Here is a 25,261-nt window from a genome sequence, read left to right on the forward strand (position 1 = left end):
CTATAATGGTCTGTAAAAGAGAGCCATATTTTTACAGAAAAAGCAGACCATATGCCGCGCTATCAGCACATCGCTCGTCAGTTAAAAACGGCCATTGAGCAAGGAGAACTCGCGCCAGGAACGCGTTTGCCTTCCAGCCGAACGTGGGCGCAGGAACTGGGCGTTTCTCGCGCCACGGTGGAAAATGCCTATGGCGAGCTGGTGGCGCAGGGCTGGCTGGAGCGACGTGGCCAGGCAGGCACGTTTGTGAGCAACGCTCTACGGTTTGAGACGGCGCCGCCGATACCCGCTGTTTTTGCCGGAGAAAGTCCGGAACCGAAACCCTTTCAGATGGGGTTACCGGCGCTGGATCTCTTTCCACGCGAGAAGTGGGCGCGAGTAATGGGGCGTCGGTTGCGCACGCAGACGCGCTTCGATCTGGCATTAGGCGACGTCTGCGGCGAGGCGATTTTGCGCCAGGCGATAGTCGATTACCTGCGGGTTTCGCGTAGCATTGAATGTCTGCCGGAACAGGTATTTATTACCTCGGGTTATGCGGATTCTATGCGGCTAATCCTGCGTACATTGTCTGTGCCGGGAGACAGCATGTGGGTGGAAGATCCCGGCTTTCCGTTAATTCGCCCGGTGATAACGCAGGAGGGGATTACGCTGGCGCCGATTCCGGTCGATGCCGATGGGCTGAATGTCGCGGCGGGGATGCGGGATTGCCCGCAGGGGCGCTTTGCATTGGTGACGCCCGCCCATCAAAGTCCGTTGGGGGTGGCGCTGTCGTTAACTCGCCGACGGCAACTTCTGGCATGGGCGGCGAATGTGCAGGCCTGGATTATTGAAGATGACTACGACAGCGAATTTCGTTATCACGGTAAACCGCTTCCGCCGCTCAAGAGTCTGGATGCCCCGCAGCGAGTGATTTACGCCGGAACGTTCAGTAAGTCGCTCTTTCCGGCATTACGTACCGCCTGGCTGGTGGTGCCGATAAAGCAGATTGAGCATTTCCGCCAGCAGGCGTCGCTGATGCCCTGTAGCGTACCGTTGTTATGGCAGCACACGCTGGCTGATTTTATCCGTGATGGCCATTTCTGGCGGCATCTGAAAAAGATGCGCCAACATTATGCTCAGCGACGGTTATGGATTGAAGAGGCGCTGGCAGAACAGGGATTTGTCGTGACATTACAGAAAGGCGGTATTCAATTGGTTATTGAGGTTGAAGGTGATGATAAAGCGCAGGTAGCAAAAGCGAATCAGGCCGGACTGGCGGTACAGGCGCTAAGCCGTTGGCGAGTGGTTTCGTCAGGAAAGGGGGGCATTTTACTGTCGTTTACCAATATTACTTCCGCTGGCATGGCGAAACAGGTCGCATGGCAGCTTCGACAGGCGATACAGTAACCGTTTCGCCGAATGGCACGGCCTGGGCCTGCGGCAATGATGCAGGCCCAATCAATAAAGTATGTCGCCATCCGGCTGCGCACGTCGTTAGCGACGCAGGCTAAGCAGCGCCCCGATAAAAATCCCCACCGCTGCGGCGGTTCCTACGCTACACCAGGGTTTTTCACGCACAAACGTATCCGCGCACCCCATCGCATCACAGGCGGCTTGTTTTACGCGAGTACGTCCATGCATCCGCGCCCGGGTCTCTTTCAGCAACGCCTGTGCTTTACGTCGCGCAGCCTCGGCTTCGTCTTTCGCATCGCTTCCCCAGGATTTAAGGACATCTTCCAGACTGTCGGCTAATCGATTGACATCATTCTGAATATCCTGAACACCATCATCGACGTCGTTTCGGTTCGGTTTGTTAAGCATATGATCCTCCATTGATTTCGATGTAGCTTTCAGTGTAGTTCATATTTTTACCTGCCGAGGCTTGTTACGGCGATATCATGCGTTTCTGGACTTTTCTGAAAGCGTTGATAACGCGCTATCGGGTAAGGTAAGCCCGCAGTACAAGAGAATGAGGATAAAATATGTATTTACGACCTGACGAGGTGGCGCGGGTACTGGAAAAGGCAGGGTTTACCGTCGATGTGGTGACGAATAAAACGTATGGTTATCGACGCGGCGAGAATTATGTTTATGTTAACCGCGAGGCGCGTATGGGGCGTACCGCGCTGATCATTCACCCCAGATTAAAAGACCGTAGCTCATCACTGGCTGACCCGGCTTCGGATATTAAAACCTGCGATCATTACCAAAATTTTCCGCTCTATTTAGGCGGCGAGACCCACGAACATTACGGTATTCCCCACGGCTTTAGCTCCCGAATAGCGTTAGAACGTTATCTGAATGGGCTTTTTGGCGACGAAAAAAGCGACTAAAAGCGCGACTGGCAATGCCAGTCGCGACGCTAACTTACGCCTTAGCCTGATGATAGCTGCTCACTTTAAACAGGCGACGACAATAATCCAGGAAGTAGCCATAAACCGCGCCCATTAACATTGAAACAACAATGTTTGAACTCACGGCGGCCACTATCTGATGCCAGCCGGCACCGACGGTCAGCAAGATGATAATATAAACGGGTGACTGAAAGGTGACATAAGCCAATATATCCGCCAGGTTTTTGGCCCATCCCGCCGGGCTTGCCTTACGCGCGACGCGCATAATCAGATCGCGGTAAACGCCGTATGGCCATGCAATCAAAATGTTGACAGGTATCGCCACCAGCCTGGAAGAAAGCGACTGCTCAAAGCTCATTCCGGAGAGGAATATCTCGATCAACATGTTCACAACAGAACAGTAAACAACCATCGCAAACGTGTCTGCTACGGCATGACGCAAGCGTGACTGTGGAGAGAACATGTTAATGCTCCTTGTAGCGTATCGATCAGAATGAGGTGATGGTTGGTAGTGAAATCATAAAGCACTTTTGTCTTTGCATAGAGTATATCCCTATATAATAACTATCAACTAGTGTAATATTTTTATTTATGGGCTTTTTGTCGATAAAATACTCTGTGACTGTGTGTTTTTTGCCCGCAGCGAGATTTTCGTTGTTGTTAGTCATTAATTACTTTTAAATCAATGTATTATAATGCATTGTTTTTCTGGCGATTTTCAGCCACATTCCAAATGTTGTCAGATGCGATGTATTCTCGGCTAACGGCGCGCGCTCTACTTTTCTCAGCATAATTATAGATATTGCAGGCTTATTTTTAGCATAAAGCTCTGATGATGATTTTTGAATGGTTAATCTATTATTGTGCTGAAATATTCACTTCTGTATAAGGTCAGCCACCGTGAGGGTCACCGCGGTTACTGAGATACGCAATACGCTATATACGCTATGGATTTCGAGTTGCTTAAAGGCGGCAAGGGAGTGAATCCCCAGGAGCATAGATAACGATGTGACTGGGGGGGAGCGACAAATCTGCGGGGAGCAGATTTGAACGTCGCGTGCGACGACCCGTCAGGGCGAGGCCCATGGATGGGCCGGGTAATCCGTAGCCAACACATAAGCAACTTGAAGAATGAAGGGTATAAACAGCCGAACGGGAAACCTACAGATATACCGTAGGCAGAATAACCTGAAACACACAGGGGGTAATGAATATAACCTTCTGGTTAACAGATTAATATAATTAATCGAGTTATACTGAGTATATCTGTATGAACGTTAGGATCTGGAAATATAATCAATAATCGCATACAATACCGCCTGTAATAGTTTTTGTTTTCTGCGTTAAAAGGTTTTTATTGATATGAATTTGATGTTACAGAACTTAAATAATATCCGCACGCTGCGCGCTATGGCTCGCGAATTCTCCATTGACGTTCTTGAAGAAATGCTCGAAAAATTCAGGGTTGTCACTAAAGAAAGACGCGAAGAAGAAGAATTGCAGCAACGCCAGCTTGCCGAGAAGCAGGAGAAAATTAATGCCTTTCTGGAGCTGATGAAAGCAGACGGTATTAACCCGGAAGAGTTATTTGCCATGGATTCAGCAATGCCGCGTTCTGCTAAAAAGCGCCAGCCGCGTCCGGCAAAATATCGTTTTACTGATTTCAATGGCGAAGAAAAAACCTGGACCGGACAAGGTCGTACGCCTAAACCGATTGCCCAGGCGCTGGCGGCGGGGAAATCTCTGGATGATTTCTTAATCTAATCACGGATAACCTTTAACAGATGGCGCTTCGTTTCCTGTCTCTATTAACCGGGATTCAGGGAACGTTGCGCCATGCTCATTTTGATAAATCAGCACACGCCAAAATCGCCCTCTTCGCAATAGGGGGTGACATCTGCCGCTTTGAGGATCAATTTTTCGCCCGGCTCATTACCGACCTGTACCGCGACAATATGATCCTCGTTGACTTCAATCACTTTCAGTTTCGGCCCCCCCATTCGGGGCTGTACGATATCGCCTGGTGTGAACATCACGCCCTCCCGTTGAACAATGGTATAAACCCGCCTTCAGTCTACTACACACTTACCGACGCGTGGTGAAGGTACCGCTTAATGAGTACGGGTATTCCAGGGCATTTTTTCCAGTAGTCGCGCCATTCCGCAGAAGCCGGTCATGCCTGCCAGCATTAACCCGGCCCCGACAAAACCACTAATGAGGAAAAAGCCGCCGTGAACCGTATAGCCCAGAATCACCCCAAGCAACGTCAACCCGCCGGCGGCGATTTGCACCTGACGCATCAGTGGCAACGGTTGCGATTTGTCTTCTGTGACGGGCAATCCTGCCGCTTTCCATCCGTCGATGCCGCCTTCCAGTAGACTGACCTGAGCTGGGGCGGCAATGGCCTGTAGTTTTGCTGCATTGCTGCTGGTTCGTTTACCTGACTGACAGTGAAAAATAATCTGTTCCGCTCGCAGGTTGGCGGGCAAATCGCCCTGTTCAAGCCGGGAAAGCGGCGCCAGTTGCGCATGTGGAATATGCTCGCGCAGATATTCGTCGGCGTCGCGCACATCAATCAGTTTCGCGCCTTGCGCTATCAGCGCTTGCGCCTCACGGGGGGAAACTATCCCAATGGACATCGTGCCTCCTTATGGACAATAGAGATTCTTTAACGTGGCGATAAGCGTATTAACCGCCTCATTTTTAATGAAATAGTGAATGCGCTGGGCATCGCGTTGACTATCAATCAGTCCTTCTTCCCGCATCCGCGCCAGATGTTGCGACGTCGCGGAGGGGCTTAGCCCGGTAATGCGCGCCAGTTCGCCTGCGCTGGTTTTTGGCGAACCGCAAAGCATACATAAAATCAGTAATCTTTTTGGGTGGCTCATCGCTTTGAGCAGGGCCGCCGCCTGTTCTGCGCTGGCCTGAAGTTGTTCAAGCTCTGTCATAGTTATTTAAGCATTTTCTAAATTTAGTTAATTCTAAAATAAACGTCAACCTAATGCCAGCGTAAAGAGCGTAAAGGAGGGTAAAAGCGCGGCGCGTGACTGGCAGGCTCAGGTAAACTGACTATGCTTAGAGATAAAATCTCTTTTTAAACAATGACTAATTTTGCTTGTATGGAGTGTATATGGGTTTCTGGAGAATTGTATTTACGATTATTTTGCCTCCGCTCGGCGTACTTTTAGGAAAAGGGTTCGGTTGGGCATTTATCCTTAATATCCTGCTGACATTACTCGGATATATTCCGGGGCTTATCCACGCATTTTGGGTTCAGATGCGTCATTAATTACCGGCCACCAGCGGTGCATAAGCGCCGCTTATCAGGATAACCTCATTCCCTCTGCTACACTTTTCTTTGTGTGTATTTTTGACAAGCGAGGTGAATATGGGACTTTTCAATTTTGTAAAAGATGCAGGTGAAAAACTCTGGGACGCGGTAACCGCTAATCATGATAAGGACGATCAGGCGAAAAAAGTCCAGGAACATTTAAATAAAACGGGAATACCCGACGCTGACAAAGTGAATGTGCAAATAGCTGATGGAAAAGCGACAGTGACGGGTGATGGGCTGAGTCAGGAGGCAAAAGAAAAAATTCTGGTTGCCGTGGGGAATATCGCCGGGATTAGCAGCGTTGACGATCAGGTTAAAACCACGACGCCGGCGGCTGAAAGTCAGTTTTATACCGTAAAATCAGGCGACACCCTGAGCGCTATTTCAAAGCAAGTGTATGGTAACGCCAATCTGTATAATAAAATCTTCGAGGCAAATAAACCGATGCTGAAAAGCCCGGAAAAAATATATCCGGGACAAGTGTTGCGTATTCCTGAAGAATAATGGCTATCAGGCCGCGCCAGGCTACATTTTTCCTGCCATCGCCTGGCGAATAATGGGAATCGGCGTCAGCAAATGCTGACGCATTAATTCGCTGGCGCGTGCCGCCTCGCGCGCCAGTATCGCTTCGGTTAGCGTGTGATGCTGGATATGTTTATCTTCCAGCATCTCGACGGACAGAACGGTTTCACGTAACCAAATAAAGCGGTAGCGGGCCGCCAGGTCAAATAAGCGTTCGCGCATCTGTAGCAGATAGTGGGAGCCGCACCCGGCGACAATGGCGGAATGGAACGCCTGGTGGCGCTGATCCCATTCATCGAGCATATGTTCACTGGCATCGCTGGCTTCCAGTTTACTGAGCATATGCGCTCGCGCCAGGATCTCCGCCTCCCACGCATCATCGCCGCGTTCAATCGCCAGGCGTACCAGCATCGCTTCCATATTGGCGCGCGCGTCAAAAATATCGAGGAGTTCCGCCTCTGACATGGACGCCACGCGATAGCCTTTTTGATTCACCACGGTGACCAGCCGTTCCGCCACCAGTTGTGACAGCGCCTCACGCAGCGGCCCTACGCCGAGCGCATAGCGGGCGGTTAATAAACTCATCCGCAGTTTCTCATCCGGTTGATAAGTGCCGCGAATAATGTCATTTTTAAGCCAGCGATAGCCATCTATGGCCGTCGGTTGGGAAAGGGCGGTCATCTTTTACTCCTGAGAAGCTTCCCGGCTGACGCCGGGAATAACTAACGTAGGTTTTGCAGGGGAGCTTTTTGCCACCTTATCAGTTTTTTCCAGCGAGACATAATGGGGACAGTACCTATTATGCCCAGCCCTAACAGCCCGGTCGAAATGACTTCTAGTTGCTGTGCCGGTCGAAACAGCATCACCACCAGGACAAAGCAGATAAAGCCGATAACCAGCCAGGTGAGCCACGGATAAAGCCACATTTTCAGCTTAATTTCTCCGCCCTGCGCCAGCAGAATTTTACGCATCCGCAATTGCGAAATCGCAATCACCAGATAGACCAGCAGCGCGATGGCGCCGGAACTGTCGATAAGAAATTTAAACACTTTTGCCGGGGCGTAATAATTGACGATAACGGTTAAAAAGGCCGCGCCGGTAGAGAGGAGAACCGCTACCCAGGGCGTTTTGCTACGGTTAGTTTTTCCCATTATCGCAGGCGCATCGCCGCGGCGGCTAAGGGAATAGAGCATCCGGGAGGCGGTATATAATGCGGAGTTCAGACAACTGGTCACCGACAACAAAATCACGCAGTCCATAATGAATTTTGCGTGCGGAATATGAAGCAGCTCCAGTACCGAGCGGTACGAACCTACGCTTTTCAGACCCGGCATATTCCACGGGATCAGCGCCACCACCACAAAAATGGAACACAGGTAAAAGATGGAAATTCGCCAGATAACAGAATTGGTAGCGCGTACGATATGTTTATCCGGCGTATCGGATTCCGCGGCAGCAATAGTGACGATTTCCGCGCCCATAAAAGAGAACATGGTGATCAACATGGCGCTTAACACCGCGCCGAAGCCGTTAGGCATAAAACCGCCGTGATCCCAGAGCCGGGAAATACCGCTTACCTCAGCATACGGATAAAAACCGCTAATCGCCGTCGCGCCCAGCGCGATAAACGCCAGGATAGCAATCACTTTACATAGCGCCAGCCAGAATTCGAATTCGCCGTAATTTTTGACGCTCAATAAATTGCTTCCGGTTAAGGCAAGCGTAATCACTAATGAAAATAGCCACACCGGAATACCTGGTATCCATGAATTCAGAATAATGGCGGCAATATTGGCCTCCAGCGGAATAACCAGCACCCAAAACCACCAGTATAACCAGCCGATGGTATACCCGGCCCAGGGGCCGATCGCTTTATCCGCATAGGTGGAAAAAGATCCGGTATCCGGCGTGGCGACGGCCATTTCAGCCAGCATTCGCATAATCATGACGACTAAAAGTCCAGCGAACAGATAGGCCAGCAGTACCGCAGGGCCGGCCTCCGCAATCGCCACGCTGGAACCGACAAACAGGCTGGCGCCGATGACGCCGGCGATCGATAACATGGTGACGTGGCGTGATTTCAGCCCGCCCCCTAATGCATGTGATTCTGACAATTGCCCCATCCTAAAACCTCTTTATTGTTATTGCGCTCGTTTACCGGATGGCGCCTGGCTTATTCGGCCTACAATCGAAACGGTTTTTGTAGGCCGGATAAGACAGTTACGTCGCCACCCGACGCTGCTTATTGGACATTACGCTTGTTTCGCCTCATCAAAGCACCGGGCGATAATCTCCAGGCCTTGCCGAATCTGCGAGGCCTCAATAGTGAGTGGAACGAGGATGCGCAAGATGTTGTAGTAAGGACCGCAGGAGAGCAGAATTAACCCTTTCTCGCGGGCGCGGGTCACAATGTCGGCGGTCAGAGCCGCGTTCGGTTTGCCGGGGTCGCCATTTTCAAATAACTCAATGGCGATCATGGCGCCCAGTCCGCGCACGTCGCCAATCTCACGGTGCGTTTCCGCTATCTCCATCAGGCCATCGCGCAGCGTTTTGCCAAGCGTATTCGCCTTTTGCAGTAGATTTTCCTGCTCGAAAATGTCCAGTACCGCCAGCGCGGCGGCGCAGGCAATCGGGTTTCCGGCATAGGTGCCGCCCAGACCGCCCGGCGCGATAGCGTCCATCACGTCTGCCCGGCCGGTAACGCCTGCCAGCGGAAAGCCGCCGGCGATCGATTTCGCAAACGTGGTTATATCTGCCGCAACGCCCATCTGTTCCATGGCGAACAGCGTACCGGTCCGGCCCGCGCCGCTTTGCACTTCGTCGGCAATTAACATAATGCCGTGTTGGTCGCATAGCGCGCGCAGTCGCTGCATGAACGCGGGAGAGGCGGCGTAAAATCCGCCTTCGCCCTGTACCGGCTCAATAATAATGGCGGCGATATCTTCCGGCGCGGCATCATTTTTAAAGATGCGTTCAATGCTGGCGATGGCGTCGTCGTCGCTGATGTTGTGTAGCGGGCAAGGATAAAGCGCGCGGTAGACATGGCCTGGCATCAATCCCATACCAGCAGAGTACGGGTGTACTTTCCCGGTCAGAGAGAGCGTGTAGTGGGTACGACCGTGGTAAGCGCCGCTAAACGCGATAGCGCCGCTGCGTTTTGTCGCCGCGCGGGCGATTTTCACCGCGTTTTCAACCGCTTCTGAACCGGTCGTGACCAGCAACGTTTTTTTGGCGAAATCGCCCGGTACCTTCTGGTTCATGCGTTCGCACAACGCCAGGTACGGTTCATAGGCCAGCACCTGAAAACAGGTATGCGACAATTTCTTCAACTGCGCTTCGACCGCTGAAACAATGCCGGGATGTAAATGACCGGTGTTCAGGACGGCAATGCCGCCCGCGAAATCGAGATACTCACGGCCTTCGACATCCCAGACCCGACAATTTTCCGCCCGCTCGGCGAAAATCGGGTGAATCTGGCCCACGCCGCGAGGAACGGCGTTATGACGGCGCTGCATTAAAGCGTTATTGGTATTCATTAGCGACTCTCCTGTTAAAGGCCGATGCACATATATTTGATTTCTAAATAATCTTCGATGCCGTATTTGGAACCTTCACGGCCTAATCCGGAGGCCTTAATGCCGCCGAAAGGCGCGACTTCGTTGGAGATAATGCCGGTATTAATACCGACGATGCCGTATTCCAGCGCTTCGCCGACGCGGAAAACGCGGCTTAAATCGCGTGCATAAAAATAGGCTGCCAGGCCGAACTCGGTATCGTTAGCCTGCCTGATGACATCCGCCTCGTCGCTGAAGCGGAACAGAGGCGCGAGCGGCCCGAATGTCTCTTCTTTGGCGACTTTCGCGTTATCAGGAACATCCGCCAGAATGGTCGGTTGAAAGAAGTTGCCGCCTAATTTGTGCGCTTCACCGCCCGTAATGACGCGGGCGCCTTTTTCCAGCGCGTCGGCGATATGCTCCTGGACTTTCGCCACGGCTTTTTCATCAATCAGCGGCCCGATAGCGACGTCGGCTTGCAGGCCGTCGCCGACCGCGAGCTTATTTACCGCCTGGTTGAGTTTTTCCGCAAAACGATCGTAAACGCCGTCCTGAACATACAATCTATTGGCGCAGACACAGGTCTGCCCGGCGTTGCGAAACTTCGAAGCCAGCGCGCCTTCGACGGCTTTATCCAGATCGGCATCGTCAAAGACGATAAACGGCGCATTGCCGCCCAACTCCAGCGACACTTTTTTAATGTCTTTGGCGCATTGTTCCATTAGCTGGCGGCCAATCTCCGTCGAGCCGGTAAACGACAGTTTGCGTACCAGCGGGTTGCTGGTCAGCTCGCCGCCGATATCGCCTGCCGAACCGGTAACGACGTTAAATACGCCTGCGGGAATTCCGGCGCGCCGGGCCAGTTCCGCCAGCGCCAGCGCGGAAAACGGCGTCTGGCTGGCGGGTTTGAGTACCATCGTGCAGCCTGCGGCCAGCGCGGGGCCGGCTTTACGGGTGATCATTGCCGAGGGAAAGTTCCACGGGGTAATCGCGGCGGTGACGCCGATGGGCTGTTTAATCACCAGCAGCCGTTTATCGGCCTGATGACCTGGAATCGTGTCGCCATAGATACGCTTCCCCTCTTCGGCGAACCATTCAATAAACGAGGCGGCGTAGCTAATTTCGCCTTTCGCTTCCGCCAGCGGTTTGCCCTGTTCCAGCGTCATCAGACGCGCCAAATCGTCCTGATGTTCCATCATCAGATTGAACCAGCGACGCAGGATATTGGCTCGCTCTTTAGCAGTGAGCGCGCGCCAGGCGGGCAGGGCGCGATTGGCGGCGTTGATGGCGTCGCGCGTCTCTTCCGCCCCCATTTTGGGCACATTGCCAAGCGGTTTCCCGTTGGCGGGGTTGCTCACGGGGATGACATCGCCGCCGCGCGCGTCGCGCCAGTCGCCATCGATAAAGGCCTGCTGGCGGAACAGGGTAGAGTCGTTAAGTTGCATAATTGCTTCCTGTCTGAAGGGTTAACGGGTAAATGCGGCGTGTAATGCGTCCACGCTGCGTGCCGCACGCAGCGTACGTCCGGGGTTGCTCTGGCTTGCGCGTAGCGCCTGAACTTTACTGACGATATGCGCGCCGATAGGTATCGCGGATGTCGCCGCCGGGGAGGGGGCGTTACAGGTGTGAATGGAACGCGGCGTTGTGACAAACAGAAAATCATCAATCAGTTTGCCGTCCGGTGAAACCGCCTGCGCCCGCACGCCTGCCGGCCAGGGCTGGAGATCGTTGACGGTCAGGCTGGGGCAATACTTTTGTACTCGCCGCAAATAGCCGCTTTTGCACAGCGAGTTTTTCATCTCGCCCAGCCCGGAAAGCAGATGGTTTTGCAGTACGCGGCGAATGCTGGCGGAGCGGAAAATCTCCAGGGTGTCGGTGAAGGAAACGTCGCGCTTACGGTAGCCTTCGCGTTTAAGCGCCAGCACCGCATTCGGCCCGACCGTAACGCTGCCGTCGATCATGCGGGTAAGATGGACGCCGAGAAACGGCATTGCTGGATCGGGGATCGGGTAGATCAAATGGTTAACGATCCGGTTGTGTCGCGGGGCCAGACGAAAGTACTCGCCGCGGAAAGGGCAGATAATAAAACCGGGCTCCACGCCCAGCATTTTGACCAGCCGATCCGCCATCAGCCCTGCACAGCCGATAAGCGTAGCGGTTTCGATTTCCCGACCTTGCGAGGTGCGAATGACAACGCCAGCGGCATGTTCTGTTAGCGCGCTGACCTCGGCATGGTAGATGATCTCGCCGCCTTTGGCCTGAAAGCGGTTCGCCATGGCCGTCGCGACATCGCGATAGCTGACAATCCCGCTGGAAGGGACAAAAATCCCGCCCAGACCAATGATATTGGGTTCGCGTTCACGCAGCTCCGCCGCGCTTAACCACTCGCGCTCTAAGCCGTTGGCCGCCGTCCGCTCCCATAGCGCGCGCATCCGCGCCATTTCCAGCTCCGAGGTGGCGACCAACATTTTGCCGCAGGTGTCGTAGCGGATGTTGTTTTGATCGCAAAAGGTTTTGGTCGCCTGATTGCCCGCCAGACAAAACTGCGCTTTGAGGCTGCCGGGCGTGTAGTACACCCCGGCATGGATCACGCCGCTGTTATGCCCGGTCTGGTGGCAGGCTGGCGCGGACTCTTTTTCCAGCAACGCGATGCGCGCATCCGGATAGAGATCAATAAGTTGCATGGCGGTCGACATACCGATAATGCCGCCGCCGATAATCACAAAATCATACATCCGCATAATTCCTTCGCCGTGGCGCTTATTGGTGAGTTTGATAATGGCTGGCGGCGTAGGCGAAGTAACCGCGCTGGCGCATCAGTTCGCGACGCAAGTCAGGATGCGGCGTAAAACGATCGCGTCCATGTAGCCAGAACAGATTGTTAATCAACAGGAATTTGCCGACCGGTACCGGTACGGAGAGGATGTTTTGACTGGTTTCCAGCGCGTCTGAAAGCTCGCTGAGCCAGACGCCTTCTTCAAAGTCTTTTGGCTGGACGAACTGGTCGATATAACGCATGACCGGGCGGCCTTGTTGGTCGACATCAAACACCGGGTGCCAGACGTCATGGCTAACATTCTTGCTTGGCGGCGCCGCCCAGCGCATGACGCGACGCGCCAGCGGATGGGTAAAAAACGACTCCAGATGTTCCCAGTCATCAAGGTGCAGCAGCAGCGAATTACCGCCTTCCATATTTTGTTCGTCGATTTTCATCATCAGCACGTAGTCGGTCACCTCCTCAACATAGGTACCGTCATTGTGCAGTTCCATTACGCGGTGGGGCTGGCGCAGATAACTGTCAGAGTTGTCGACGTTTTTGACCACGAAACGCGCGTAATACTGGCCGCTCATCGCATCGTAGTTGGAGCGACCAATAAGATGCGCCACCGCCGTCGCCAGTTTGACCATCTCTTCTGCCTGTGCGACATCATCGATCCCTTCGGCGCTGATCAACAGCGCGCCTTGTGCACGGTTGAGGAGCGTTTTGATCAACAGCGGTTGTAGCTGATTGCCGCACAGATCGTCGAGGATCTTGCCGATTTTGAAACGTAAGAAAGATTTGTATTCCAGCGCCTGCACCGGCCACTGCGCAACCTGATGGAGAAATTGTCTTGTGGTATCCGCCGTAAACGTTAACGCCAGCAGGCGCGGCGACTGCGCCGAAGGGGCAAGGGTGAAACCAGTATGGCGTTGGGCTAAATCATCTGTGTTCGCTTTTACGGCAGTCAGTGCATTCATCAGAATCATTCCTCTCGGTAGATGGTCAGGGAGACATGGCGATGCTCATTTCGTAGCCATAAATTAAAAATATCGACATTTTCCAGGAACGCGTATGAAATAACCGCTTTTGTTTAATTATTGTGATCAAAAACAACAAATATTTAACAATGCGAAAGGTGAGGTTAACGGCGCCACGAGCCTGACAACGGCAAGAAGGGGTGTAAAATGAGCGAGTTATGGAAAGAGTGATGCTGGCGGGGTTGCCCGGCCTGGCACATGAGCGCGTAGGCCGGACAAGTACAACGTATTTCAGCAGTCAATTAACCGGCGTCAACCTGCGGTTTACGGCTGTGTTTACGGATCAGACGTAACACTGGCGGTACGACAATGACCATGATCGCCATGATCAGCAGGGCTTTGGCAACGCCGCTTTGCCACAAAATCGCCATATTGCCGTTACTGATGGAGAGTGCGCGACGCAGGTTTTGCTCCAGCATTTCCCCCAGTACGAATCCCAGGATCAGCGGCGACATGGGGAAGTGCATTTTACGTAAAATGTACCCTAACACGCCGAGCGCGACCATCAACACCAGATCGAAGGTGGTGCTGTGTACCGCATACACCCCTACCGCCGATACGGCAGCGATGGCGGGTACCAGGAACCACAGCGGAATGGTGAGCATACGGGTGAACAGACCGATCAACGGGATATTCATGATCAGCAGCATCACGTTCGCAATCAGCAGCGCAGCGATGAGTCCCCAGACGATATCCGGCTGTTCGGTGAACATCGCCGGGCCTGGCGTGATGTTGTACAGCGTCAGCGCCCCCATCATCACTGCCGTAGTGCCGGAACCGGGAACGCCCAGCGTCAGCATCGGGATGAAGGAGCCGCAGGCAGAGGCGTTGTTTGCCGCCTCCGGCGCCGCGACGCCGCGAATATCCCCTTTGCCGAAGCTATCGCTGTTGCCGCTGAGTTTTTTCTCGGTCATATAGGTAATGGCGCTGGCAATGGTCGCCCCGGCGCCGGGCAATACGCCGACAAAAAAGCCGATTACCGAAGAACGCAGGGTAGTGCCGATACACTGCGCGCCTTCTTTCAGGTTGAATAACATTCGACCCGTTTTGCGGACCATTGTTTGCCCGCTGCTGGTATGTTCCAGCATTAAAAGTATTTCTGATACCGAGAACAGGCCGATCACCACGACGATAAACTGTACGCCGTCGGAAAGATGAACGCTGTCAAAGGTAAAGCGATAAACCCCGGTGTTGGCGTCGACGCCGACGGTCGCAAGGCCAAGACCGATCAGCGCTGCCAGAAATGATTTAAGCGGGTTTTGCGCCATCATGCTGCCAAGACAGGCGATGGCAAAAACCATTAAGGCGAAATATTCCGCAGGACCAAAGGCCAGCGACCATTGCGCCAGTAAAGGGGCGAACAGAATGATGCCGCCGATAGCGATTAATGAACCGAAAAATGAGCTGACTGCGGAAATCGACAGCGCTACGCCGCCTTTCCCTTGCTGCGCCATTGGGTAACCGTCCAGCGCCGTCATGATCGCCGCCGCATCGCCGGGGACGTTGAGCAATATGGAGGAGATCCTGCCGCCATACTCACAGCCAATGTACACCGTCGCCAGCAGAATTAGCGCCGACTCCGCAGGCAGATGCAACGCAAAGGCCAGCGGCAGTAAAATTGCCACGCCGTTGATCGGTCCCAGGCCCGGCAGCAGACCGACGATCGTGCCCACGAAGCAGCCAATCAACGCGATAACCAGGTTTTCCGGCGTCATCGCCACCGCAAAGCCCTGAGAAAGATATATCCAGGTATCCATCGTTGCTCCGTTAACTCAGCCAGGCGCCGAGAGGTAAGGTGACATCAAGCAGCCGGTCAAAGGCATACCACAGCAGAATGCCTAATACCGCGCCGGAGATACCCGCCGCTGGAATCGTGGCGCCGAACAGCATCCCGATAACCATGGTGAGAAGCGCGGTGGCGATGGGAAAACCCAGCCATTCGAATCCCCAGGCATACATCAACAGGATGATGATCATGGTAACTAGCTTTTGCAGAACATGGCGGCGCGGCCAGCTCACCGTGTCGGGATGGCGCAATAACAGCGCCAGCGCGCAGAGCGCCATCAGGCCGATAATCCCCAGCGGAAAAGGGCGGGGGCCGACGGGTTCATAGCTGTATTCGCTTTGGATCTGCCAGGCGATGAATAGCCCGGCGATACAGAGCAACAGCCAGATACCCGCAAAGATACGATCGCTCATCATTGCCTCCGCGATTATTTCGCGAGTCCGAAGGCTTTCGCCTGTTCACGGTAATCAGTAACCTGTTTTTTCACGTAGTCATCGAGCTGCTGGCCGGTCATGTCGAACTCAAACAGGCCGCGCAGATCGCGCTGCTTTTTAAACTCGTCGGTTTGCTGGAGCTTCTTGAAGGTATCCACCCACCACTGGTAATCGGCATCGCTGACTTTGGGCCCGACGTAGAAGCCGCGAATAATCGGCCACACCAGGTCGTAGCCCTGTTCTTTAGCGGTAGGGATATTGGCAAGCTGGCCCGGCAGACGATTTTCTGAAAAGACGGCCAGCACGCGGATTTTGTCGCCGCCCAGATAAGGCACCATTTCACTGAGATCGCCGGAGACAACCTGAACATGGTTGCCCATTAATGCCGTCACCGGCTCGCCGCCGCCCTCAAAGGCAACGTAGCGCATCTTGTGCGGGTCGACGTTCGCCTTTTGCGCCAGCAACGCCGACTTCATCCAGTCCTGGCTGCCAATAGAGGCGCCAGCGCCAATGACCACGCTGTTGGGATCTTTTTCCATCGCCGTCATCAGATCTTTCAGCGTTTTCCACGGGGAATCCGCACGCACGGCGATCATGCCGTAATCAGTGCCCACGCTTGCCAGCCAGCGCACATCATCCACGCCGTAGCGACCAAATTTCCCCTGCGACAGGTTGAGCAGCGAACCGCCGGAAAAGGCGACCACAGTCCCGGGTTCGCCAGGGCGTTGGGCGACTATCGCGTTATAGGCCACAGCGCCGACGCCACCAGGCATATACGTTACCCGCATGGGTTTCTCGATAGCGCCAGTCTCCAGCAAACTCACCTGAATCAGCTTACAGGTGAGGTCGAAACCGCCGCCAGGTTTGGCTGGCGCGATACATTCCGTTCGCGACGGCGCCTCCTGCGCCAGAACAGAGGTACTCATTAATAAAATGCTTGCAGTAAGGGTACGAAGTAATTGTTTTTTCATTTTTTATCCTCACGCCGGACGTCCGGATTTTTCAGGTTCGGAAGAAGATTTTTGTGATTATGTGAGCCGACATGTAGCAGTTCGGTTGCGTGATTGTTAAAACAATAACCTTTCAATTCCCTTTCAATGCGGCAGAAACTTTACAGGATGTGATATGCGTCTCTTATTGGCGGAAGATAACCGTGAGCTGGCTCACTGGCTGGAGAAAGCGCTGGTGCAAAACGGCTTTGCCGTGGACTGCGTATTTGACGGCCTGGCGGCTGACCATCTTCTGCACAGTGAAATGTACGCGCTGGCGGTGCTGGATATCAATATGCCGGGAATGGATGGACTGGAGGTGGTGCAACGGCTGCGTAAGCGCGGTCAGACCTTGCCCGTTTTGTTGCTCACGGCGCGAAGCGCGGTGGCGGATCGCGTAAAAGGTCTCAACGTCGGCGCGGATGACTATCTGCCGAAACCCTTTGAACTGGAAGAGCTGGATGCCCGTTTACGGGCCTTGCTCCGACGCAGCGCTGGGCAGGTTCATGAAGTTCAGCAACTGGGGGAATTGATCTTTCATGATGAAGGGTATTTTCTGTTACAGGGACAGCCGTTAGCGCTGACGCCGCGTGAGCAGGCGCTCTTAACCGTATTGATGTACCGACGAACGCGGCCGGTTTCGCGTCAGCAGCTTTTTGAACAGGTGTTCAGCCTGAACGATGAGGTAAGCCCTGAAAGCATCGAACTTTATATTCATCGACTGCGTAAAAAACTCCAGGGAAGCGATGTACGAATTACGACGCTGCGCGGCCTGGGTTATGTGCTGGAGCGCGGCGATGAAGTGGGTTAAGCCGCAATCGTTGTACCTGCAACTCTTGCTGTTCCTGGGGTTGCCGCTGATTCTGCTATGGGGGCTGTCGGCGTTTAACAGCTATGTCAATGCGCTACAGGCCGCCACTCAGGCTTATGATCGTACGTTGCTCTCCTCGGCGCGAACGGTATCGGAACGGCTGGTGGTGCGCAATAAGCATCTGGAAGTTAACGTGCCCTGGGTGGTGCTGGATAGCTTCGAGCTTAATATGAATGATCGACTCTATTACAAAGTCGTTGACCCTTCCGGAAAGGTTATTTCCGGTTATGACGATCTGCCTGCCATGCCGCCCGCTACGCCCCGTACCCGGCTTTATCCGGCGCTGGCGTGGTTCTATCATACCGAGTATCGCGGCGAGGCGATCCGCGTGGCGCGTTTGCTACAGCCGGTCAACGAAGGCGGCATTATCGGCATGGCGGAGATTTATGTCGCAGAAACGCTGCAGTCCCGTCGTTATCTGGCGGGCCAACTGCTGTTCTCTTCCTGGATCTCACAGGGGCTGCTGGTGTTGCTGACCCTGGTGCTGGTTGGCTGGTTATTACGCCGGATCCTGCGCCCTATGCGTCAACTTTCGTCATTAATGGTACGCCGCGAACCGGGTCTGTTAACGCCGCTGCCGGAACTGCTGCCGTGGTCGGAAACACGCTTGTTAATCGTGGCGTTTAATCGCTACATTGACAGGCTCCGCGGCATCCTTTCCCGGCAGGAACGCTTTAGCGCCGATGCTTCTCACCAGTTAAAAACGCCGCTGGCGGTGTTAAAAACGCAGGCGGCGGTGGCGTTAGCCAGCCAGCACCCTCATCACTGGTACGAAAGTCTGCAGGCGATGAGCGTAACGCTGGATAGCACCATTCAGCTCACGGAAAGATTGTTGCAACTTTCTGCGGTAAAGCATAAAGAGCAGGGCGAGCGGCGTTTTTCCCCGGTGAATCTGTACGATATCATACAGAGCGGCTGCTTTACTCGCCTGGCGCAGGCACGGAGTAAACATATCGACCTGGGCTACGAAGGCGAACAGGAAGCGATGTGGATCGAGGGGGATGAGGTACTGCTTAGCGAGCTGTGCGGAAACTTGCTGGATAATGCGCTGAAATACACGCCTGAGCAAGGCATCGTCACCGCGCGGCTTGAACGGGATGGCGATGCCGTGACGCTGGTTGTCGAAGATAGCGGCCCCGGCATTGATGATGAACACATCCATCTGGCGCTACAGCCGTTCCACCGGCTCGATAACGTAGGAAATGTGGCCGGGGCGGGTATTGGTCTGGCTTTGGTCAATGATATCGCACGCCTGCACCGTACTCATCCCCATTTTTCCCGTAGTGAAGCGTTGGGAGGGTTATACGTTCGGATACGCTTTTTAAGCCTTGTTCCGCAGTAATGCGCACAAATGTGTCAGCGGTAAAGCACGTTTACAAAAAGTCGCATCTTGAGGTGTGACGTTTTAATCAAATGATCATACATTCCCCCTACAAACCGTAGCGTTAATTAAAAATATAGTGGGTGCAGGGGCATGAATAATCATACTAAACGACGGGGAATAGCATTAACCGTCTTTCTTGTCGGGGTTAACATCCTGGCCTGGATTTGGGCGTTCTGTGTTTTTCATCACCATGCCGTCATGCTAAGCGCAGCCATACTGGCGTATAGCTTTGGGCTGCGTCATGCGGTTGATGCCGATCATATTGCAGCCATCGATACCGTCACCCGTAAACTGATGCAGCAGGGTAAAACGCCTTTAGGCGTGGGGGCGTTTTTTTCATTGGGTCATTCGACCATTGTCGTTCTGGCATGTCTGGCGATTGTTGTGACGTCGATGGCATTTCGCGATCGTATTGATGTTTTGCATCAATATGGTTCGTTGATCGGTACGGCTGTTTCCGCTTTTTTTCTGCTGGCGATGGCCCTGCTTAACCTGTTTATTTTGTTCAACGTCTGGCGGCAATTTCGCTCGGTTACCCGCGGCGAGTCAGTGAGGGCGCATGACGAGGCGATACCTGGCGGGCTGATGACGCGTATATTTCAGCGTACGTTTCGTTTAGTCACTTCCAGTTGGCATATGTATTTTGTCGGTTTTCTGTTTGGTCTGGGATTTGATACCGCAACCGAGGTTGGGTTGCTGGGCATTTCCGCTTCAGCAGCTAACCAGGGGCTATCTCTCTGGTCGATGATGATTTTTCCTGTGCTGTTTACCGCCGGGATGGCGCTGGTGGATTCCCTGGATAACTTTGTCATGGTCGGCGCTTACGGTTGGGCTTTCTCGCATCCATTACGTAAGCTTTATTATAATATGACCATTACCGCCGCATCCGTCATTGTCGCGCTGGCGATTGGCGGGCTTGAGGCGCTGGGGTTGATTGATGATGCGTTACAGTTAAGCGGAACATTTTGGCAGACCGTCAGCACGCTTAACGATCATATGGGGAATGTGGGCTTCTGGGTAGTGGGCGCTTTCGTGCTATTCTGGCTGCTCTCGTTGTTGAATTATCGCTGGCGCGGCTATGATAAAATCACTCTCAATACCTGATTGATTTCTGTAAAAATAGCATTTCGGCAGTGGTGTCATATCATTGCCGAAGCATTTTATCTCCTGAGAGTATATTCTTCCCGGTAAGTGCGTTATTTTTCATGCTTGCCTTTCGTTATCAATTTAAGCAATCCGATATAACATACAATACCAAAAATAATAATAACAGTTGTATACCCAAGAATCAGCCAGTCTGCATGTGTCATAATATAATCCAGTTATCAGGTATCCCGTGTTAAGGCGATCTTTAAGCCTGTTGTCAGCAAGAACCACTGTACCCGTTCAGTGCTGTTGGCAATAACGTATTGTTTATGCACAAGAGCGTTGTTACAAATAACGTATACATTGAGCATAGACCTCACCTACATTTTTGTAATGCCATAAAGTAAGGCTACACCTTTAATCTACTGACGGTATGCCAGGCCAGAAGAGATAAAAGGGTAGTTGTCATCATCATCTGTTCCTGACGCCAGGTTAATGACACACACATATGAAAATGTATAACCGCTGCACGCTTTTTAGCACGTTATCTGTAACATACCGTGTTAATCAATTCCATAAAACCGAGTATAGTGTAAGTGAATTTCGAGTAATTGTCATTATGATTATATGGTGGTTAACTTATTTTTTAAATTATGATTAAACTTTCGTTTTTTATCAGTTCATCAGGACTTATGAAAAATCTGGACGTAAAAAACATATTTACGTCCAGGCTTTCTTTTTAGCAAATCGATTTTCCGGTAAAATAGGGGGTCGACCACATGCGCTTATATTCCCATTCAGGCCTTAGTATGCCGATGGAAAAAAGTAATTTTTTTTGTCTTTCCTGGCAGTAATGTCTGGCACGGTTAATATTTAGCCACATTAGTATGCTGCCGGGACTGAGTGGCCTGAACTCATTTTTAATTGCACCATTAGATACGTCAAAGTAGACGTTCATCTGGCTTTCAGATTTCAATACGATATCAAATGCACAGGGTATCCCTTCAATATAAAGAATATGCCCAAACAGAAGGTGATGCAGTTGACTAAAAAAGGTGGCAAGGTTATCAGCGGGATAGCAAGATAACGTATTGCCGAAACGAGACTGAAATAACTCGATAAAAATATGAGTCAGTTCATCAGAAGAACAATCAGCAACGCTTTTTACACTACCGCCTTTTTTAAGAAATTGCTGATATTCATTACGGCGTCTTTTTTCAAACTTAGAAGAGAACGTTTCTTTGACCAGACAATTTTGTTTCTTTCTGGTGAGTTTCCATATGGCATTGCGTATTTGTGGCTGATGCAACGCTGAAAGCCGGTTAGTACGATCGGGTAAGAAGCAGCGTAAATCTGGTGCCATCGGAATAAGTATCTCATCTGACGATAGCGGGAAGGTTCTGCGCGTCAGGATGCCAATATTCTGATCATTACAGATAAAGTAGGCGCCTTTAATCTTATCATCTTCTTTATAGTGGAAGAATTTAAAATGCCAGTTATGGCGCTTCATAAAATAATCCACAATATCTGGGTGCATATTGATACTACCGCCGTATTGCGTAAACACCTCCCGGTATAGGGCAAAGGAAGACGGCTGCCAGCGGGTTAATATACGCTTAACTTCTTGTATTTTCACCAAAACTCCTGACTTAGCTTACTGAAAATTCTATTTTGTATTATTTTTTTGCTCAACCAAATAAAAATGTGACAAATGTTTAGCTTGTATTTAATGGTTAACATGCTAATCGATGACGTTATGGTGAAGGGAATAAGATTAAGATGTTGATCATAGCATGAGTGAAAGCGACGGTTTAATGCCGCGCTTTTCACTCACAAGCCATTCTGTATTTAACCATCCAGTAGCGATACAGATTTCAAAGAGATCCGCTGAACGGTAGCAGGATCTGCACATCCGCGTATGAAATAGTTCTACCGGGAGAGGCTGTTAACCTCTTGTATTATTGTATCCAGAATATGATAGCGCTTCCGATACTCTGCGCGTTTTTTGCTGGGGATACTTTCAGGCGCTTTACGCATCACCTGTGATGGCAGATGATATAAGGCACCTTTCTTAACGCCGTTTAGCGACTCCCAGAATTCACTATAGCTGGCCACAAAAGTTTTTTTCTTCTGGAATAAGTACCTGAGTTGACGATAAACATGGTTGTTTTCACTTACCGCATAAATCTCGTCGACATTACAGGCCAGCATCAATGTCGCAAATGCTTCATACAGCATCCGTTTAGGAAAGAGACCGTAACAATCTTTGGTGGCGTTACGTATGACTTGTGGGCCGACATGTTTACTGGGCCCTTGTAACCCGGCAACCAGCGCTATTTGCTTCCCTTCATGGCGGATAAAGGAAAATGATAAACGTGCCAACGGCGTATCATTGAAACACAGCGTTAATGTCAGTTCACCTTCCCTGTCATAGCCACAGGGACCGCAGTAGATATCTACCAGAGCACCGTTTTTTCCTTCCAGGTGAGCGAGCAAGATTTGTTCCTCGGACAGGAGGATCTTTTTAATTTTATTTTCCGGAAAGGACTGAACGAACTGGTAGTGTTCCAGAATAGCTTTTGCCCGGCAACGTATGCTAAGCCCGGTATACAAATAGGGCCGCTGGATTTTTGCCGGCAATAGGGGACGATGAATGATCAGCGTTCTGGGCTGAGACAGATGGCATAATTCATTGAAGTATTTAATTGTCGTTACAGGGTTAATAAGGCAACGTAATACAAATTTATAGCGAAACTTACGCTCTCCCCAGCGTTTATGGCGATAAGGCGTCTGCGCCATGACTTCTTTTAACATTAATAATGGATTATATCTTTCCATATCACTTTGCTGCATCGTCATACTACGTCCCTACTACTCGATAGACTTATAACCGAGACGGTAGCCTGATTGAGTTAAACGTAAAGGCAACGAAGAAGACCTGTACAGACGACGTTGTTAAACAGTTTATCAATGGCAGCAATAAAACGCCTGAACACGCTTTTTAATAGGTTTTCTGCTAATGAGTGGGATGAGTCCTGAACGTAGTATTAAAACGAATGCCGTGTTTATTATTTTAAATAATGTTTATACTCTAAATAATTCGAGTTGCAGGAAGGCGACAAGCGAGCGAATCCCCAGGAGCTTACTAAAGTAAGTGACTGGGAGGAGGGAACGCAGCCGCAGCACATGCAACTTGAAGTATGACGAGTATAAGCCAATATATTTATTTGGCTGCTACTGTGTAAGCCAGACAGCAAAGCGTCGTGATACGTTATTATGTAACCAGACGCAAAGGGGGTATTCACCTTATCTCTAAATGCAAATCTATATGATAAATTTTATCATGTACTGTGTTGCTCTCTCTGGGAGAAAATATATGCAGCGTTCACTCGGTAGTCTGGCCGGTATGGCTACATCTGCTTTTGGCGCGGGGACTTCTGCTGCTATGCGGCAAGCTACCTCTCCCAAAACTATTCTGGAATATATCATCAACTTTTTTACCTGTGGTGGGGTACGTCGGAAAAATGAAGCACAATATCAGGAATTGATAGACACTATGGCTGATACATTGAAAAGTTCAATGCCTGACAGAGGTGCTCCGTTGCCAGAAAACATTATACTGGATGATATGGATGGGTGTCGTGTCGAATTTAATCTTCCTGGTGAGAATAACGAAGCTGAACAAGTTATTGTACGGGTCAGTAAAGGCGACCATTCTGAGACGAGAGAAATTCCGCTTGTCTCTTTTGAAAAAATATGTCGAGTTTTACTATTCAGATACGAATTTTCTATCCCTCAGGATTCTGTAATGTTAACTGCCCAGGGAGGCATGAATCTTAAAGGCGCTGTCCTTACCGGAGCAAATCTGACGGCAGAAAATTTATGTGGCGCAGACTTAAGCGGCGCAGATTTAGATGGGGCAGTACTGTTCATGGCGGATTGTGACGGTGCAAATCTTAAGGGGGCAAATCTATCGGGAGCATCATTAGGCGACAGTAATTTAATGAACGCCTGTCTGGAAGATACTATTATGTGTGGCGCTACCCTCGATCGCGCTAATCTTACCGGCGCCAATTTACAACACGCAAGTCTGTTAGGCTGTAGCATGGTAGAATGTCTTTGTTCCGGTGCAAATATGGAGCATGCTAATATTTCAGGCGCAACCCTTATACGCGCCGATATGAGCGGTGCGACATTACAGGGTGCTACTATAATGGCTGCTGATATGGAAGGCGCTATCTTAACCCGGGCAAACCTGCGAAAGGCGAGTTTCATTTCTACGAACCTGGACGGGGCTGATTTGGCTGAGGCTAATTTAAACAATACCTGTTTTAAAGATTGTACACTAACCCATTTGCGTACCGAAGACGCCAGAATGTCTACAAGTACACAAACACTCTTTAACGAATTTTATAGTGAAAATATTTAGCCCTTTTTGACGTGAATCTGAAATAAAAGAAATGTAAGAATAACTATCTGCTACTGAATAGTAGCCGAGAGTTAATTATTTACAGTATCTTTTATTATTACAGGAGTATGCGACGGTAAAAATATCTGAATAACTATTTCTATTTTCTCAAGTAGAACTTCCAACTAAAGCGAATTGTTTGAAAAGGAAAACGTTATGCCTGGATGTATAAGTGCCTGTTCATGCGTTGCCAGTCCGATGCCTCCCGATCCTAAGGCCCCCTCTAAGCCTAAGTGGATAGAGTTAAAAGGTTATTGTGTTACATGTACTAGTCAGGAGGATATTCGTCCACCTAAAGGGGGTGAATCAAAGCAAAAAATGACACCCAGCGAGTTAGTGCTGTTACGAAGTCTTTTAAAAGACCTGGGGGTAACACAAAATCCCTGGCAAGACCCGACAGTAAAATCCACTAACTGTGGGTTGCCATATTTTCCAGTAGATCCTGGAGAACGAGAAACCGATGTTTGATGGTTTTCTGTCTGCAAAGCGCCTGATAATTATTACCAGGCGCTTTGTATTTTGGAGCCAACATCACTTTCATTGTCATATATCGAATGACTACAATCGTATCCGATCCCACCATTACCCAGACGGAAAGTCTCTGGCAAACTGTAAGAACGGTTCGCCGTCGGCAGGGAAGCGGCGGTGAACCCTGAACCGCGCTATACCATCTTATCTGGTTGTTTATTATCATTAATGCTT

26 protein-coding genes are annotated in these 25,261 nt (G+C 51.1%); 10 read left to right on the forward strand and 16 right to left on the reverse strand.

The features are described 5' to 3' along the window. The first annotated feature begins 51 nt into the window (after positions 1-51). Positions 52-1,386, forward strand: coding sequence for a PLP-dependent aminotransferase family protein (locus K8W53_RS05375; RefSeq protein ID WP_001138466.1), 1,335 nt, complete (start codon positions 52-54; stop codon positions 1,384-1,386). Between the two features lie 87 nt (positions 1,387-1,473). Here the strand turns inward: K8W53_RS05375 and K8W53_RS05380 are convergent, their stop codons facing one another. Continuing rightward, the gene (locus K8W53_RS05380; protein WP_001650455.1) at positions 1,474-1,800 is read right to left on the reverse strand and encodes a DUF883 domain-containing protein; all 327 of its coding nucleotides are present in this window, start codon (positions 1,798-1,800) and stop codon (positions 1,474-1,476) included. A 161-nt stretch (positions 1,801-1,961) separates the two neighbouring features. Between K8W53_RS05380 and K8W53_RS05385 the strand changes: the two genes are divergently transcribed. Beyond that, entirely contained in the window at positions 1,962-2,312 is a 351-nt protein-coding gene (locus K8W53_RS05385) for a DUF2002 family protein (RefSeq protein WP_000281304.1), read from the forward strand. Positions 2,313-2,346: 34 nt separating this feature from the next. Here the strand turns inward: K8W53_RS05385 and alaE are convergent, their stop codons facing one another. Beyond that, positions 2,347-2,796: an L-alanine exporter AlaE gene (gene alaE / locus K8W53_RS05390; RefSeq protein WP_023201822.1), complete on the reverse strand. Its 450-nt coding sequence runs from the start codon at positions 2,794-2,796 to the stop codon at positions 2,347-2,349. Between the two features lie 899 nt (positions 2,797-3,695). Here alaE and stpA point away from each other — a divergent pair. Next, on the forward strand, positions 3,696-4,097 hold the full coding sequence (gene stpA, locus K8W53_RS05395; protein WP_001051100.1) for a DNA-binding protein StpA: 402 nt from the start codon (positions 3,696-3,698) through the stop codon (positions 4,095-4,097). Between the two features lie 89 nt (positions 4,098-4,186). On the opposite strand, the gene K8W53_RS05400 is transcribed toward stpA, so the two are convergent. The 3 genes from K8W53_RS05400 to K8W53_RS05410 all read right to left on the reverse strand — a co-directional run bounded on the left by K8W53_RS05400 (position 4,187) and on the right by K8W53_RS05410 (position 5,281). Beyond that, a complete protein-coding gene (locus tag K8W53_RS05400; protein WP_000494942.1) occupies positions 4,187-4,366 on the reverse strand; it encodes a hypothetical protein in 180 nt (59 codons plus the stop codon). 78 nt (positions 4,367-4,444) lie between these two features. Continuing rightward, positions 4,445-4,972: a rhodanese family protein gene (locus K8W53_RS05405; protein ID WP_000022011.1), complete on the reverse strand. Its 528-nt coding sequence runs from the start codon at positions 4,970-4,972 to the stop codon at positions 4,445-4,447. A 9-nt stretch (positions 4,973-4,981) separates the two neighbouring features. Continuing rightward, positions 4,982-5,281, reverse strand: a complete 300-nt coding sequence (locus K8W53_RS05410) for an ArsR/SmtB family transcription factor (protein ID WP_000137433.1) — start codon at positions 5,279-5,281, stop codon at positions 4,982-4,984. Positions 5,282-5,463: 182 nt separating this feature from the next. On the opposite strand from K8W53_RS05410, the gene K8W53_RS05415 reads away from it, so the two are divergent. After that, entirely contained in the window at positions 5,464-5,622 is a 159-nt protein-coding gene (locus K8W53_RS05415; RefSeq protein WP_000508175.1) for a YqaE/Pmp3 family membrane protein, read from the forward strand. A gap of 99 nt (positions 5,623-5,721) precedes the next feature. Next, a complete protein-coding gene (lysM, locus tag K8W53_RS05420) occupies positions 5,722-6,171 on the forward strand; it encodes a peptidoglycan-binding protein LysM (RefSeq protein ID WP_000522406.1) in 450 nt (149 codons plus the stop codon). 21 nt (positions 6,172-6,192) lie between these two features. Here the strand turns inward: lysM and csiR are convergent, their stop codons facing one another. The 9 genes from csiR to K8W53_RS05465 form a co-directional block, all read right to left on the reverse strand. Then, on the reverse strand, positions 6,193-6,870 hold the full coding sequence (gene csiR, locus K8W53_RS05425) for a DNA-binding transcriptional regulator CsiR (RefSeq protein ID WP_000126152.1): 678 nt from the start codon (positions 6,868-6,870) through the stop codon (positions 6,193-6,195). A 41-nt stretch (positions 6,871-6,911) separates the two neighbouring features. After that, positions 6,912-8,312 (reverse strand): GABA permease, encoded by a 1,401-nt coding sequence (gene gabP / locus K8W53_RS05430; RefSeq protein WP_000531282.1) that lies wholly within the window; start codon positions 8,310-8,312, stop codon positions 6,912-6,914. A 129-nt stretch (positions 8,313-8,441) separates the two neighbouring features. After that, positions 8,442-9,725: a 4-aminobutyrate--2-oxoglutarate transaminase gene (gene gabT / locus K8W53_RS05435; protein WP_017441163.1), complete on the reverse strand. Its 1,284-nt coding sequence runs from the start codon at positions 9,723-9,725 to the stop codon at positions 8,442-8,444. A gap of 14 nt (positions 9,726-9,739) precedes the next feature. Further along, positions 9,740-11,188 carry an NADP-dependent succinate-semialdehyde dehydrogenase gene (gene gabD / locus K8W53_RS05440; RefSeq protein ID WP_001176532.1) on the reverse strand — a complete coding sequence of 483 codons (1,449 nt, stop codon included), beginning with the start codon at positions 11,186-11,188 and terminating at the stop codon, positions 9,740-9,742. A gap of 21 nt (positions 11,189-11,209) precedes the next feature. Further along, on the reverse strand, positions 11,210-12,478 hold the full coding sequence (lhgO, locus tag K8W53_RS05445) for an L-2-hydroxyglutarate oxidase (RefSeq protein WP_023224263.1): 1,269 nt from the start codon (positions 12,476-12,478) through the stop codon (positions 11,210-11,212). A gap of 25 nt (positions 12,479-12,503) precedes the next feature. Further along, the gene (gene glaH, locus K8W53_RS05450) at positions 12,504-13,481 is read right to left on the reverse strand and encodes a glutarate dioxygenase GlaH (protein WP_000993100.1); all 978 of its coding nucleotides are present in this window, start codon (positions 13,479-13,481) and stop codon (positions 12,504-12,506) included. A 302-nt stretch (positions 13,482-13,783) separates the two neighbouring features. Then, positions 13,784-15,298: a tripartite tricarboxylate transporter permease gene (locus tag K8W53_RS05455; protein ID WP_000382034.1), complete on the reverse strand. Its 1,515-nt coding sequence runs from the start codon at positions 15,296-15,298 to the stop codon at positions 13,784-13,786. Positions 15,299-15,308: 10 nt separating this feature from the next. Continuing rightward, on the reverse strand, positions 15,309-15,743 hold the full coding sequence (locus K8W53_RS05460; protein WP_077905333.1) for a tripartite tricarboxylate transporter TctB family protein: 435 nt from the start codon (positions 15,741-15,743) through the stop codon (positions 15,309-15,311). A gap of 11 nt (positions 15,744-15,754) precedes the next feature. Further along, the gene (locus K8W53_RS05465; RefSeq protein ID WP_000744413.1) at positions 15,755-16,732 is read right to left on the reverse strand and encodes a Bug family tripartite tricarboxylate transporter substrate binding protein; all 978 of its coding nucleotides are present in this window, start codon (positions 16,730-16,732) and stop codon (positions 15,755-15,757) included. Between the two features lie 154 nt (positions 16,733-16,886). Between K8W53_RS05465 and tctD the strand changes: the two genes are divergently transcribed. The 3 genes from tctD to K8W53_RS05480 all read left to right on the forward strand — a co-directional run bounded on the left by tctD (position 16,887) and on the right by K8W53_RS05480 (position 20,109). Further along, positions 16,887-17,561 carry a transcriptional regulator TctD gene (gene tctD / locus K8W53_RS05470; protein ID WP_001237934.1) on the forward strand — a complete coding sequence of 225 codons (675 nt, stop codon included), beginning with the start codon at positions 16,887-16,889 and terminating at the stop codon, positions 17,559-17,561. Next, on the forward strand, positions 17,548-18,963 hold the full coding sequence (locus tag K8W53_RS05475) for a sensor histidine kinase (protein WP_023224266.1): 1,416 nt from the start codon (positions 17,548-17,550) through the stop codon (positions 18,961-18,963). The genes tctD and K8W53_RS05475 overlap by 14 nt, the downstream gene beginning before the upstream one ends. A 132-nt stretch (positions 18,964-19,095) precedes the next feature. After that, positions 19,096-20,109: a HoxN/HupN/NixA family nickel/cobalt transporter gene (locus tag K8W53_RS05480; RefSeq protein ID WP_001059351.1), complete on the forward strand. Its 1,014-nt coding sequence runs from the start codon at positions 19,096-19,098 to the stop codon at positions 20,107-20,109. Positions 20,110-20,830: 721 nt separating this feature from the next. On the opposite strand, the gene K8W53_RS05485 is transcribed toward K8W53_RS05480, so the two are convergent. Beyond that, a complete protein-coding gene (locus tag K8W53_RS05485; protein WP_000701504.1) occupies positions 20,831-21,727 on the reverse strand; it encodes an antimicrobial resistance protein Mig-14 in 897 nt (298 codons plus the stop codon). A 293-nt stretch (positions 21,728-22,020) separates the two neighbouring features. Further along, a complete protein-coding gene (locus K8W53_RS05490; RefSeq protein ID WP_000178739.1) occupies positions 22,021-22,950 on the reverse strand; it encodes a VirK family antimicrobial peptide resistance protein in 930 nt (309 codons plus the stop codon). A 517-nt stretch (positions 22,951-23,467) separates the two neighbouring features. Between K8W53_RS05490 and pipB2 the strand changes: the two genes are divergently transcribed. Together pipB2 and K8W53_RS05500 are read left to right on the forward strand one after the other, a co-directional pair. After that, the gene (gene pipB2 / locus K8W53_RS05495; protein WP_023224267.1) at positions 23,468-24,520 is read left to right on the forward strand and encodes a type III secretion system effector PipB2; all 1,053 of its coding nucleotides are present in this window, start codon (positions 23,468-23,470) and stop codon (positions 24,518-24,520) included. 174 nt (positions 24,521-24,694) lie between these two features. Next, a complete protein-coding gene (locus tag K8W53_RS05500) occupies positions 24,695-25,027 on the forward strand; it encodes a hypothetical protein (RefSeq protein ID WP_077944508.1) in 333 nt (110 codons plus the stop codon). Positions 25,028-25,261: the final 234 nt, after the last annotated feature.

The sequence above is a fragment of the Salmonella sp. A29-2 genome (assembly GCF_020150755.1).
Classification (GTDB): Bacteria; Pseudomonadota; Gammaproteobacteria; order Enterobacterales; family Enterobacteriaceae; genus Salmonella; species Salmonella enterica.